A 13021-nucleotide genomic window follows, 5' to 3' on the forward strand; every position below is an offset into this window, starting at 1 on the left:
CGGATAAGCCTGCGCCTCGTCGTTGGTGGGTGGCAGCGGGTCGGGCCGTTATGCGGCCGTCGCAGGTGCGAGCACATCGCACATGGCATCCGCGACGTAATCGAGGTTGGCGTCGTTCAGGCCCGCCATGCAGGCACGCCCGGAGCGCAGCAGGTACACGCCGCGTTCGGTGCGCAGCCGGTCGACCGCCGCAGGTGACAGGCCCGTAAAACTGAACATGCCCCGCTGCGTCGTCAGGTACTCGAACGACGTCCCGGGCAAGGCGTCTTCGAGCCGTTGCCGGAGCGCGCCGCGCATGCGCCGGATCCGGTCGCGCATGGCTGCGATTTCCTGCTCCCACTCCTGCATGAGCGCCGGGTCGTTCAGGACCGTGGCAACCAGGCGTGCGCCGTGCAGCGGCGGGCTTGAATAATTCTTGCGCACGGCCGCCTGCATCTGGCTCAAGACAGCATCCGCCTCGGCCTTGCTGGCGCAGACGATCGACAGCCCGCCGCACCGCTCGCCATAGAGCGAGAAATTCTTCGAGAAGGAATTGCTGACGATGACGGGCAAGCCGGCTTCGACCATGGCGCGGATCGGCCAGGCGTCGTCGTCAAGACCATCACCGAAGCCCTGATAAGCCATGTCCAGGAATGGAATCAGCCCACGCTGCGTCGCCAGCTCGATGAGTTGCTGCCATTGCGGATGAGAAAGGTCCATGCCGGTCGGGTTGTGGCAGCTTGGCTGCAGCAGCACGACGCTGCGCGCCGGCAAGGTTTGCAGCGTCGCCAGCATGGCGTCGAAGCGGATGCGATTGAGCTGGGCGTCGTAGTACGGGTAAGTGTGGACATCCAGGCCGGCAGCCGCGAACAGCGTGCGGTGGTTATCCCAGGTGGGATCGCTCAGCCAGATACCGCTGTCCGGAAAGTACCGCTTGAGGAATTCGGCGCCGATGCGCAATGCCCCCGAGCCGCCGACGCTCTGCAGCGTTGCAATGCGCCCATCGCGCAGCGCCATGCAGTCTGGCCCGAACACCAGTTGCTGCAACGCAAGGCGATAGGACGCGAGCCCCTCCATTGGCAGATAGCCGTGCGGAGTAGGTTGCTGCGCAAGCTTGGCCGCCACCTTCCGAACGCTGGACAGAATAGGCAAGGCGCCTGTTTCGTCGTGGTAAAGGCCGATGCTCAAGTTCACTTTCCTGGGCGCGGAATCGGCTTGGAATGCCTGGAACAAGGAGAGGATCGGGTCACCCGGATAGGCTGGAATGTGTTTGAACATGACGCGCAAATAGGTCGGACGGGAGGGGGCCGATGCCCGGCGCCAAGCCGGGATGGGGACTGCGCGGCAGTTTATCGACGGAGTTATGAAATGTGCGTCGAAATTTCGACCGATATGCGCCACATAAGGTAGATTCTTTCAATCATCACACCAACATCGAATATTTCTTCGCCATGAAGCTCGACCGCACGGACATGCGCATCCTCCATCACTTGGAAAACGACGGGCGCATCAGCAATCAAGATCTAGCCAACGCGGTATCGCTTTCGCCGTCGGCATGTTTCAGGCGCGTGAAGTTGCTGGAGGAAGAAGGGGTCATCGACCGCTACCGCTGTGTCGTCGACCCGAGGCGGCTAGGCGTCAAGTTCGAAGCCATGGTTCAGGTGTCGATGCGCCCGGACGAGGCGAATTGGCACGAGACATTCGTACAGGCCATTCAGGCTTGGCCGGAGGTGGTCTCAGCGCACATCATCACGGGCTCGGCCAACTATGTGCTGATGGTCCGGGCCCGGGATCTGGACCATTTCTCCGATTTCGTCGTCAACCGTCTGCACCGGGCGACCGGGGTGATGTCGATCAATTCGGGGGTGGTGCTCGGTACGCTCAAGCGCGACGGCTCGATCCTCGATCTGGTCGAGTTGGCGTCGTAGCCGGTGCAATTTCGCCAGACAAAAAAAAAGCCGCACAGCGGCGGCGAAAGAGACACACGGTAAGCGCGCCTGCATGGGTGCAGGCGCGCGCAAAGGGTTATCAGGCGAAGGCGAACGGCGTGACGGCCATTTCAGCCTGGGCCATCGGCAGGCGCACGGTGCACACGGTGGCGTCGCCCGGCACGGTGGCGACACGAAAGCCCGCGTCGCGCGCCAAGCCGATCATGCGGCGGTTGGTAGAGAGCACTTCGCCAAAGACTTCGCGCGCGCCGGACGCACGCGCAGCGCGCACCAGCGTGGCAAACAGGCGCCGGCCGACGCCCTTGCCCTGCCACGCGTCGGCCACGAGCATGGCGAACTCCGCCACGCCGTCTTCGATGACGAAGCGGCCGTCGGCGATCAGGACTTCGCCCGAGCCATCAGCGCAGGCCACGCTCACAATCAACGCCATGTGGTTCACGTAGTCGATTTGCGTGTAGGCGGCGAGCATCTCATCGGAGAGCCGCCCGCCGCCCACCAGGAAGCGCGCATAGCGCGACTCCGACGACAACCCCTCGACCAGGGCAGCCTCCAGCGGGGCGTCTTGCGGCAGAATCGGACGCACGGTGGCAACGGAGCCGTCGTGCATGGTCCAGCGGTCGATCCATTCGGCGGGGTAATGGTGGATGGTGTACAGCATGGGGATCTCCTCACGCGATGGATCGTTATTGTTGACCGCCAGCACGGGATCGCCGCCTGACTTCTTAATTTGAACCCAGCTTAGCAGAAACCCTGGCTTTTGCAAATAAAGTTAGTGATCTATCCTGTTTCACATGAAGACACCCAAACCTCTCCCCATTCCGCCGGCTTCCGAACTGGTCACGTCAATGGACGAGCCCTGCTCAATTGCGGCAGCGGTGTCGATCGTCGGTGAGAAATGGACGCTGCTCGTGCTGCGCGAGGCGTTTTCGGGTGTGACGCGGTTTGATGAGTTTTTGCGCCGCACGGGGTGCTCGACGGCGATCCTGTCGTCGCGGCTGAAGGTGCTGGTGGCGTACGGCATCCTGCGCCGCGTGCCCTATCAGGAGCCGGGTGACCGTGTTCGCGATGCGTATCGGCTGACGCGCGCGGGCGTCGACCTGCTGCCCGCCATCGTGGCCCTGATGCAATGGGGCGACCGCTACCTCACGCCCGACGGCGAAGGCCCGATCCTATTGCGTGATCGCGAAACCGGGACGCCGATTCACGTGGCGCTGGTGAATGCGTTAGGCGAACCGGTGGCGCCCAAGAACTCGATGCGCGAGCCGAACCCGCGTTATGGCCATGGCAAGGATCAGCCGACGGATAACGGCGATACGCTCGCCGTCAACGGGTAACACACAACTTTACACGTTAGCCAAAACCCCCTATCGTCGCGGATGAATGGGCGAACGCCGGCTTTCGGCCGTCCATTTCAAGTCTTCTTGCGCTTGGCCGCTCCCTCCTGACGGCCACCCTTTCCGACCTCGCCGCATACGCCCGGACCCACGACCGCCATGCCCGATGCCGTGGTACCGCTTTACCACCAGATCTACGTCGTCCTGCGCCAGCAGATTCTCGAAGGCAAATTCGGAGACGGGCCAATGCCGGGCGAGATCGAGCTTGCCCGGCAGTTCGGGGCATCGCGCGTCACGATGCGGCGCGTGTTCGACTATCTGGTCAAGGAAGGCCTGGTGCGCCGCCACCGCGGCATGGGCACCTTCGTGGTCAAGCCCGATGTTCCGATGGCAATGGGCAGCGGCCAGACGCTGCTGCAGAACATCATCGACGTGGGCGAGCGCACTTCCGCCGTTGTCGTCGAATTTGAAGACGTGCTGGCCCCGCCCGACGAGGCCAAATGCCTGGAGGTCGCATCCGGCACGCCCATCAAGAAGCTCGTGCGCGTGCGCCATCTGGAAGACTCGCCGATGGCGCTCATCACCACGTGGCTGCCGCTGGACGTGACCAGCAAGCTCACGCTGGAGCGACTGGCGAACCAGTCTTTGCTGCGGCTGATCGAGGCGTCGGGTGTGCGCATCGATCGGGCATCGCAGGTGGTATCGGCGCGGCTGGCAGATGTGGCTACGGCGCAATATCTCGATGTGGCCGTGGGGGCGCCGCTGCTTTCCGTGCAGCGCATCGTGCGCGAGATGAGCGGGCGCCCCGTGCAACTGCTGCAGGGCCTGTACCGTCCCGACCGCTACGAATACCGCATGGAGCTTTCACGCGTGGGCGAAGACCGCGCCCGCCTGTGGATCGATAACGCCGGCCACGACGTGCAAGGCGGCCACAGCGAGGACGTGGAAGAAGCCCCCGCGCCGGCGCCTGCCCCGACCAGCAAGCACGCCTGACACCACGGGCAACAAGGTTATTGGCCGTCTGCGCGCCAAGAGGAAAGTTGCTAGCATCGCCGCTTCGTTGCGATGCAGCAACCGTCCTCCAAGAGGTTCCCATGCCGGCCTCGCCTGTGCCCCCCTCGTCTTCCATACCCGCTGCGCCAACCACCGCCACGCGCGATTCGCAAGGACTGATCCGCCTGCTGACGGCCGGTGCCGGCATCAGCGTGGCGTGCATCTACCTGAACCACCCGCTGCTCGGGCTCATCAGCCGCGACCTGAACATCGCACCGCATGCGCTGGGCGTGCTGCCGACACTTACGGCGGCCGGGTACGCCAGCGGCATCTTCTTCTTTGGCCCGCTGGGCGACCGCTACGACCGCCGCCTGGTCATTCTCTGGAAGGCGGTGCTGCTCACGCTGGCGCTCATCGGCAGTTGCCTGGCGCCCAACCTGGCGCTGCTGGCGGCGTCAGGTTTTGCGATCGGGCTGTCGGCCACCATCGCGCAGGACTTTGTGCCCAGCGCCGCGGCCATCAGCACGGACGCCAACCGCAATCGCAACATCGGCACGGTGATGACGGGCCTGCTGATTGGCATCGTCAGCTCGCGCGTGTTCAGCGGCATCGTGGCAGACCACTTCGGCTGGCGCGCGGCATTCGGGGTATCGGCGGTGGCGATCGTCGGGTTGGCGGTGGCCGTGCGCGCGGCCCACTTTGGCGTGACGCCGGCCACGCGGCAGCCGTACTTCACGCTGCTGCGCTCGCTGGGCACGCTGTTCATGCAGCATCCGCGGCTGCGGGCGGCGGCAGTCACGCAGGCATTCATCGGTATTGCGTTCTCGGGCTTCTGGTCAACAGTGACGCTGCACCTGACGAGTTCGCTGGGGTTGTCGACGGGGCAAGCCGGCCTGCTGGGGCTGGCAGGCGCAGCCGGGGCCCTGGGCGCGAGCATTGCCGGACGCCTGTCCGGCCGCGTGGCACCGGGCCACATCGTGGTGGGCGGCGCGCTGCTGATGGCCGTGACGTTTGCGGCAATGGCGCTAACCCCGCAGTCGCTCATCGCCATCGTGATCGGCACGCTGGTCTTCGACGTGGGCGTGCAGGCGGCGCTGGTGTCGCACCAAACCATCATCTACGCGCTGGCACCGGAAGCGCGCAGCCGCATCAACGCGGTGTTCATGACCGCGCTGTTTATCGGCATGTCGGTGGGCGCCTATGGCGCAAGCCTGGCGTGGACCACCGCGCGCTGGCCGGGGCTGATGGCGTTCTGCACGGCAGGGTCGCTGGTGGCGCTGGGGCTGCGGGTGGTGTTCAACATGCGACTGGGGGCGCGTTGACTGTACGCTGCCCCCAACCACAAAGGGCGAGCGTACCCATTTCTGCGTAACCCAAAGCACGCTGTCGCGCCCGGCTACACGTACGCTCGGCAACGATCCGTCTCAGCCATCGGGGCAATTCCGGGGCGTGGCAATGCGCCACATGTCGCTACAATCTTGAGGATCAGGCCACGCCCTGCTCAACAAGAACATTCAACCCAGAGACGCTTCCATGGACATCACCGCCAACAGCCAAGTGGTCGACCCGCACGACACCCGACGCCGCATCTTCGCCATCGTTGGGGCGTCGTCGGGCAATCTGGTCGAGTGGTTCGACTTCTACGTCTACGCATTCTGCTCGCTATACTTCGCGCCGGCGTTCTTCCCCAGCGGCAACCAGACGACCCAGCTTCTGAACACGGCCGGCGTGTTTGCGGCGGGCTTCCTGATGCGGCCGATCGGCGGCTGGCTGTTCGGCCGCATTGCCGACAAGCGCGGCCGGCGTACCGCGATGATGATCTCGGTGCTGATGATGTGCGGCGGCTCGCTGGTCATCGCCGTGGTACCGACCTACGCGCAGATCGGTGCGCTGGCGCCGTTCCTGCTGCTGGTTGCGCGCCTTTTCCAGGGCCTGTCGGTCGGCGGGGAATACGGTACCAGCGCAACCTACATGAGCGAGGTGGCGCTCAAGGGCCGGCGCGGCTTCTTCGCGTCGTTCCAGTACGTGACGCTGATCGGCGGCCAGTTGTGCGCGCTGCTCGTGCTGGTGATCCTGCAGCAGTTGCTGACCACCGCCGAACTGAAGGCATGGGGCTGGCGCATTCCGTTCGTGGTGGGCGCGCTGACGGCGCTGATCGCGCTGTACCTGCGCCGGTCGCTGCAAGAAACGCAGACCACCGCGTCGCGCAAGGCAGAGCACGCGGGCACGATCCGTGGCGCCTGGCAGCACAAGGGGGCGTTCCTGCGCGTGATCGGCTTTACCGCCGGCGGTTCGCTGATCTTCTACACGTTCACGACGTACATGCAGAAGTACCTCGTCAACACGGCGGGCATGAACACCAAGACGGCCTCCAACGTGATGACGGTGGCGCTGTTCGTCTACATGCTGTTGCAGCCGGCCTTCGGTGCGCTGTCCGACCGCATTGGCCGCCGCAATTCGATGCTGCTGTTCGGCGTGTTCTCGGTGCTGGGCACGGTGCCGCTCATGCATGCGCTGGCCACAGTGTCGAGCCCGTATGCGGCGTTCGGTCTGATCACGGTGGCCCTGGCCATCGTCAGCTTCTACACGTCGATCAGCGGCCTGATCAAGGCCGAGATGTTCCCGCCGGAAGTACGCGCCATGGGCGTGGGCCTGTCGTATGCGATTGCCAACGCGTTGTTCGGCGGCTCGGCCGAATACGTCGCCCTGTGGTTCAAGCAGGCCGGCACCGAACCGACGTTCTACTGGTACGTGACTGCGCTGTGTGCGGTGTCGCTGATCGTGACGTACTTCATGCCCGATCCGAGCAAGGAAGGGTATCTGCGGAACGAACCATGAGCGCAGCTTGAAGTCTTGCGTCGGCCGACGGCGCTCCGTTCATAGCGGAGCGCCGTTTTTGTTTCAGTCCGGCACCACCGCCGTTACTTCAATCTCCACCTTGGCGCGATCCTCCACCAGCGCCGCCACCTCCACCGCCGTCATGGCGATATTGAAATTGCCGATCAGCTCGCGGAATGCCTTGCCGATCTCGGGGTAGGCGGCCACATAGGCGCGTCGGTCGGTCACGTACCAGGTCATGCGCACGATATGTTCAGGCTTGGCACCGCCCTCGGCCAGCACCTCGACGATGTTCTGCAGCGCCTGGCGTACCTGGCCTGCGAGGTCATCGGTGTGGAACACGCTTTGCGCATCCCAGCCGATCATGCCAGCCACGAAGATCATGCGTCCGCGTGCTGACACGCCGTTGGCGTAGCCTTTCGGACGTGGCCAGCCGGGAGGGAGAAGAGCTTGCATGGTTTGGTTCCTTTGGCTTTTATTGTTGAACGCTCGCGGCCAATGCCTCCCGCACGTCGGGCGGCACCGCAATCGCGCGATGCGTGTTGAGATCGGTAAACACCAGCACCTGCTGCGAGTGCACGCGCTGCTCGTCGCCGGCCCAACAGTCGAGCGCCAGTGACAAGGACGCGTTGCCCAACCGCTCCAGCTTCAGCTTGAACTGCACGTCGTCGCCCATGCGGCTGATGGCGCTGAACTCGCAGTGCAGCTTGACGATGGGCAGGCCGATGCGGCGCGGGCCGAGCATGTTGGCATACGAGATCCCCAGGCCATCGGTAAACCAGTCTTCGACCAGCCCGTTGAACAGCACTAGGTACTGCGGAAAGTACACGATGCCGGCCGGATCGCAGTGGGCAAAGCGGATGCGCGTGGCGCGCTCGAAGTGGTAACTCATGGTTTGTCGTTCTCGCGCAGTCGGTAGCGCAACAGCTTACCGACTTCACTGCGCGGGAGAGCCGGACGAAACTCGATGGCACGCGGGTACTTGTACGGTGCCACCGTCTGCTTGACGAAGTCCTGCAGCGTCTTGACCATCTCCGGCCCCGGCTCGTGGCCCGGGCGCAGCACCACGAAGGCCTTGACGATCTGGCCACGCTCCTCATCCGGCACGCCGATCACGCCGCACTCGGCCACGGCCGGGTGCAGCATCAGCGCATCTTCCACCTCGGGGGAAGCGATGTTGTAGCCCGACGAGATGATCATGTCGTCGGTGCGCGAGTGGTAGTGGAAATAGCCTTCCTCGTCCATCACGTAGGCATCGCCGGTAAGGTTCCAGCCGTTCTTGACGTAGGCGCGCTGGCGGTCGTCGGCGAGGTAGCGGCAGCCGGTCGGACCCTGGACGGCCAAGCGGCCGACCGTGCCCTGCGGCACGGGGTTGCCTTGGTCGTCCACCACGCGCGCGACATAGCCAGGGACGGCCTTGCCGGTCGCGCCGGGGCGCACGTTCTCGTCTGCGGCGGAGATGAAGATGTGCAGCATCTCAGTTGCACCGATGCCGTCGATCAGCTCGATGCCGGTGGCCTGCTTCCACAGTGCGCGCGTGGCGGCCGGCAACGCTTCACCGGCCGACACACAGCGACGCAGCGGCGTGGCCCGCAGTTCTTCTCCGCGCGCAGCAATGTTGCGGTAGGTGGTCGGCGCGGTGAACAACACCGTGGCGCCGAAGGCACGGATGCCATCCACCAAATCGTTGGGCGAAGCCTTTTCCAGCAGCACCGTTGACGCACCCACGCTCATCGGAAACAACAGCAGCCCCCCCAACCCGAACGTGAACGCCATCGGCGGGCTGCCGATGAAGATATCGTCGGCGCGGGCCTTCAGCACGTGCGGCGGCCAACAGGCGCAGATGGCCATGATGTCGCGATGAAAGTGCATCGTAGCCTTAGGCACGCCGGTGGTACCAGAGGTGAAAGCGAGCAGGCAGGTGTCGTCGGCTGCGGTGTTGACGTTGGTGAAGGTGGCCGGCTGCCGCGCCATCGCGGCTTCCAGGCCGTCGGGGGTGTCATCGTGAAAGCAGCGCACGTGTATCGGCTTGGCCAACTGAGTTACGGCATCACGCAACTCGTCGATCAGCCGCGCATCGCACAGCGCGAAACCGACCTCGCCCTTGTCCAGAATCTGCCCAAGCTCCTTGGCGCGCAGCAGCGGCATGGTCGTCACGGCAATCGCACCTGCCTTCATCACGGCAAACCAGCACGCCGCCAGCATGGGGCTGTTGGGCGAGCGCAGCAGCACGCGGTTGCCCGGCACCACGCCCAACTCGTGCACAAGCACGTTCGCGATGCGGTTGGCGTGTTCCTGCAGATCGGCATACGTCCAGCGCACGCCGGGGGCCTGGATGCAGAGACGATCGCCCTCGCCTGCGGCGACACGGCGGTCGAGCAGTTCCGTCGCGCAATTGAGCTGCGCTGGAAACTGCAGTGCCGGCAGGTCGAAACGGTAGACCGGCTGCAGTTCCGCCGGGGGCAGGCGGTCGCGAGCAAAGGTGTCGATATGGGCGCTGGGCATGGCGAGATCTCCGTCTCTGGCTTTGGCGTATTCAGGGCTTGGTGGGTGCTGCCGCGCGCAGCAGGTCGCGCGCGATGATCAGTTGCTGCACTTCGGTCGCACCTTCGTAGATGCGCAGCGCGCGAATCTCGCGGTAAAGGCGCTCGACCGGCTGCTCGCTCACCACGCCCAGGCCGCCCCACATCTGCACGGCGGCGTCGATCACCTGTTGCGCGTTTTCGGTGGCGGTCATCTTGGCCATGGCGGCTTCACGCGTGACAGTGCGGCCCTGGTCGCGCTGCCATGCGGCACGGTAGGTGAGCAGCGCGGCGCTGTCGATGGCGGTGGCCATTTGCGCGAGCTTGGCCTGCGTGAGCTGGAAGTCGGCCAGCACGCCGTTGAACATCTTGCGCGTGGTGGCGCGTGTCAGTGCCTCGTCCAGTGCACGGCGCGCAAAACCGAGCGCGGCGGCGGCCACGGACGTGCGGAACACATCCAGCGTGCGCATTGCCACCTTGAAGCCCTCGCCCGCCGCGCCCACGCGCTGGCTGGCCGGGATGCGGCAATTGGTGAAGCGCAGGCGCGCGAGCGGGTGCGGCGCAATCACATCGATGCGCTCGGCAATCTCGAAACCTGGCGTGCCAGCCTCGACGATGAAGGCACTGATACCGCGCGCGCCCGGCGCCTCGCCAGTGCGTGCGAAAACGACATAGAAATCCGCAATGCCGCCGTTGGAGATCCAGGTCTTCTCGCCGTCGAGCACATAGCTGTCGCCATCTTCACGCGCGGCGCAGGCCATGGCGGCCACGTCGGAACCGGCATCAGGCTCGGACAGCGCGAATGCGGAGATGGCCTCACCGCGCGCAACCTTGGTCAGATAGCGCTCGCGCTGCTCGGGCGTGCCATGCAAAGAAATGGCGCCCGAGCCCAGCCCCTGCATCGCAAAGGCGAAATCGGCCAAGCCGGAATGGCGCGCGAGTGTTTCGCGGATCAAGCAGATGGCGCGCGTGTCGATGGTCTCGCCCGCGCCACCATTTGCTGTGCCGCCCACCGCATGGCGCAGCCAGCCGGCCTGTCCCAGCGATTTCACCAACGCGCGGCATTCGGCATCGACATCGGGGCCGTGGTCGTGCGGGATATGTTGGGTCGCCCAGGCGTCCAACTCCGCTTCGAGCTGGCGGTGCTTGTCGTCAAAGAACGGCCATTGCAGATAATCCTTGTCGCTCATGTCAGTTGCCCTCAAACACCGGTTTTTGCTTGGCGACGAACGCGTGGTAAGCACGCGAGAAGTCTTCGGTCAGCATGCAGATCGCCTGCGCCTGAGCCTCGGCTTCCAGCGCCTGTTCAATCGTCATGGTCCATTCCTGATGCAGCATGGTCTTGGTGATGCCGTTGGCGAAGGTCGGGCCGGCAGCCAGATCGGCGGCCAAGGCCTGCGCCTGCGTCAGCACCTCGGCGGGGTCGCACAGGCGGTTGAAGAAGCCCCAGCGCTCGCCCTCCTCACCACCCATCGAGCGGCCTGTGTAGAGCAGTTCGCTCGCGCGGCCCTGGCCGATGATGCGCGGCAGGATCGCGCATGCGCCCATATCGCAGCCAGCGAGGCCAACGCGGTTGAAGAGGAAAGCCGTCTTGCTGCGTGCGGTGCCCAGGCGCAGGTCGGACGCCATCGCCAAAATGGCGCCAGCGCCGGCGCACACGCCATCAATGGCGGCGACGATTGGCTGCGGGCACGCGCGCATCGTCTTCACCAGCTCACCGGTCATGCGCGTGAACATCAGCAGTTCCGGCGCCTTCAGGTGCACCAGCGGGCCGATGATTTCGTGCACGTCACCACCGGAGCAGAAGTTATCGCCCGCGCCGGCCAGAACGATGACGTTGATGTCATCGGCCCACTTGAGCTGGTGGAACAGATCGCGCAGCTCGGCGTACGAATCAAACGTGAGCGGGTTCTTGCGCTCCGGCCGGTTGAGCGTGATGGTGGCAACGCCGCCTTCCACACTCCACAGAAAATGCTTGGCTTGATAGCCCGCGAGCGGGCGGCGGTTGCCGGCCACGAGAGCCGGGTCGATGCGGTCGGTCATGGTTTGGTCGGGTTCGTAGAGAGTTGATCGTCGCGGGCGTCCAGCTCAACCTCGCGCTGCGCCAAGTGCACGCGCAGGTGGCCGAGCTGCGCATATAGCGCGTCCTTGTTGGCGATGCCCAGGCCATCGAACATTTCGATTAACCAGCGTTCATGTTCGGCGGCCATTTCAGCAAAGTGGCGGCGGCCGGCTTCCGTCAGCAGCACGCGAAAGGATCGGCGATCATCCGGATCCGCCTCGCGTTTGACAAGGCCTTCCTTCTCCAACTGGTCGGTCAAGCCGGTCACATTGCCGCCGGTCACCATCAGGTAGCGCGACAGCACATTCATGCGCAGGCCGTCCGGGTGGCGGTCGAGCTGGGCCAGGTAATCGAAGCGCGGCAGCGTGGTGTTGAAGCGCAGGCGCAGGCGCTGGCGGATCTGCTGCTCGATCTGCGTGCTGCACGCCAGCAGGCGCAGCCAGATCTTTACGTCCATGTGGTCGTCCACATGCGCGCGGGCTTCCAGGCCGATGCGTTCGTCGCCCAGCGCCTGCACGACCTTTTGATAGCCGGAGGCACGCGCAGCAAGGGCGGTCTTGCGAGGCTTGTTCACATGACCTCCCCACCGGAAACCGAGATGGCCTGGCCGGTGATGGACGAGGCGCCGTCCGAACACAGCCACGCCACGGCATTGGCCACCTCGTCCGGCGTCACCAGCCGGCCCTGCGGGTTGCCCTTGACCAGCTCGGCGAGCGCTTGCTCGGCACTGCGGCCCGTGCGCGCGACGATACGGTCGATGCTCTCGCGCACGATGTCCGTTTCGGTATAGCCGGGGCACACTGCGTTGACGGTCACGCCGCGTGTGGCCAGCTCCAGCGCCAGCGAGCGCGTAAGGCCGATCACGCCATGCTTGGCCGCCACATAGGCCGACACATATGCATAGCCGCGCTGCCCCGCCGTGCTGGCGATGTTGACGATGCGGCCATGCCCCGAAGCCTGCACATCGGCCAGCGCAGCCTGCGTGCACAAAAAGGTGCCAGTCAGGTTGACGGCCAGCATGCGCTGCCACTGGTCGAGCGTGGTCTTGGCAAACGGTGCGCTCTCGGCCTGGCCGGCGTTGTTGACGAGGATCGAGATCGGGCCGAGACCACCTCGCGCCAACTCGAAGGCCGCCGATACGCTCGCCGCATCCGTCACGTCGCAGGTGACGACTTGCGCGCGAGCGCTGTCCGGCAGCGTCTTGGCCGCCGCTTCCAATATGGCGGCGTTGCGGCCCATCAGCGTGAGCGTGGCACCTTGCGCGGCCAGTTGTGCGGCAATGGCCGCTCCGATGCCACGACCCGCGCCAGTCACAACGGCATGGCGCCCTGCCAGCATCGTCAT

At 65.0% G+C, this 13021-nt stretch carries 14 protein-coding genes; 5 read left to right on the plus strand and 9 right to left on the minus strand.

The features are described 5' to 3' along the window. Nucleotides 1-48 precede the first annotated feature (48 nt). Entirely contained in the window at nt 49-1257 is a 1209-nt protein-coding gene (locus B4F51_RS03645) for an amino acid aminotransferase (RefSeq protein WP_296223789.1), read from the minus strand. A 173-nt stretch (nt 1258-1430) separates the two neighbouring features. On the opposite strand from B4F51_RS03645, the gene B4F51_RS03650 reads away from it, so the two are divergent. Beyond that, nucleotides 1431-1907, plus strand: coding sequence for an Lrp/AsnC family transcriptional regulator (locus B4F51_RS03650; RefSeq protein WP_296223726.1), 477 nt, complete (start codon nt 1431-1433; stop codon nt 1905-1907). Between the two features lie 100 nt (nt 1908-2007). Here the strand turns inward: B4F51_RS03650 and B4F51_RS03655 are convergent, their stop codons facing one another. Continuing rightward, nucleotides 2008-2586 (minus strand): GNAT family N-acetyltransferase, encoded by a 579-nt coding sequence (locus B4F51_RS03655; protein ID WP_296223727.1) that lies wholly within the window; start codon nt 2584-2586, stop codon nt 2008-2010. 133 nt (nt 2587-2719) lie between these two features. Here B4F51_RS03655 and B4F51_RS03660 point away from each other — a divergent pair, with 133 nt between their 5' ends. The 4 genes from B4F51_RS03660 (at nt 2720) to B4F51_RS03675 (ending at nt 7093) form a co-directional block, all read left to right on the plus strand. Next, nucleotides 2720-3262, plus strand: coding sequence for a winged helix-turn-helix transcriptional regulator (locus B4F51_RS03660; RefSeq protein WP_296223728.1), 543 nt, complete (start codon nt 2720-2722; stop codon nt 3260-3262). Between the two features lie 159 nt (nt 3263-3421). Then, a complete protein-coding gene (locus B4F51_RS03665; protein WP_296223729.1) occupies nt 3422-4255 on the plus strand; it encodes a GntR family transcriptional regulator in 834 nt (277 codons plus the stop codon). A 101-nt stretch (nt 4256-4356) separates the two neighbouring features. Then, nucleotides 4357-5577, plus strand: a complete 1221-nt coding sequence (locus B4F51_RS03670) for an MFS transporter (protein ID WP_296223730.1) — start codon at nt 4357-4359, stop codon at nt 5575-5577. Nucleotides 5578-5788: 211 nt separating this feature from the next. Beyond that, on the plus strand, nt 5789-7093 hold the full coding sequence (locus B4F51_RS03675; RefSeq protein WP_296223731.1) for an MFS family transporter: 1305 nt from the start codon (nt 5789-5791) through the stop codon (nt 7091-7093). Nucleotides 7094-7156: 63 nt separating this feature from the next. On the opposite strand, the gene B4F51_RS03680 is transcribed toward B4F51_RS03675, so the two are convergent. The 7 genes from B4F51_RS03680 to B4F51_RS03710 are packed head-to-tail and all read right to left on the minus strand — an operon-like array spanning nt 7157 to nt 13021. Further along, on the minus strand, nt 7157-7549 hold the full coding sequence (locus B4F51_RS03680; protein WP_296223732.1) for a RidA family protein: 393 nt from the start codon (nt 7547-7549) through the stop codon (nt 7157-7159). A 19-nt stretch (nt 7550-7568) separates the two neighbouring features. Further along, nucleotides 7569-7985: an acyl-CoA thioesterase gene (locus tag B4F51_RS03685; protein ID WP_296223733.1), complete on the minus strand. Its 417-nt coding sequence runs from the start codon at nt 7983-7985 to the stop codon at nt 7569-7571. After that, nucleotides 7982-9598: an AMP-binding protein gene (locus B4F51_RS03690; RefSeq protein WP_296223734.1), complete on the minus strand. Its 1617-nt coding sequence runs from the start codon at nt 9596-9598 to the stop codon at nt 7982-7984. The genes B4F51_RS03685 and B4F51_RS03690 overlap by 4 nt, the downstream gene beginning before the upstream one ends. 31 nt (nt 9599-9629) lie before the next feature. After that, entirely contained in the window at nt 9630-10805 is a 1176-nt protein-coding gene (locus B4F51_RS03695; RefSeq protein ID WP_296223735.1) for an acyl-CoA dehydrogenase family protein, read from the minus strand. Between the two features lies 1 nt (nt 10806). After that, nucleotides 10807-11658 carry an enoyl-CoA hydratase family protein gene (locus tag B4F51_RS03700; protein ID WP_296223736.1) on the minus strand — a complete coding sequence of 284 codons (852 nt, stop codon included), beginning with the start codon at nt 11656-11658 and terminating at the stop codon, nt 10807-10809. Then, nucleotides 11655-12251 carry a MarR family winged helix-turn-helix transcriptional regulator gene (locus B4F51_RS03705; protein ID WP_296223737.1) on the minus strand — a complete coding sequence of 199 codons (597 nt, stop codon included), beginning with the start codon at nt 12249-12251 and terminating at the stop codon, nt 11655-11657. The genes B4F51_RS03700 and B4F51_RS03705 overlap by 4 nt, the downstream gene beginning before the upstream one ends. After that, nucleotides 12248-13021 (minus strand): SDR family NAD(P)-dependent oxidoreductase, encoded by a 774-nt coding sequence (locus tag B4F51_RS03710; protein ID WP_296223738.1) that lies wholly within the window; start codon nt 13019-13021, stop codon nt 12248-12250. Before B4F51_RS03710 ends, B4F51_RS03705 begins: the two co-directional genes overlap by 4 nt.

It is taken from the genome of Ralstonia sp. UBA689, from assembly GCF_002298975.1.
GTDB lineage: Bacteria > Pseudomonadota > Gammaproteobacteria > Burkholderiales > Burkholderiaceae > Ralstonia.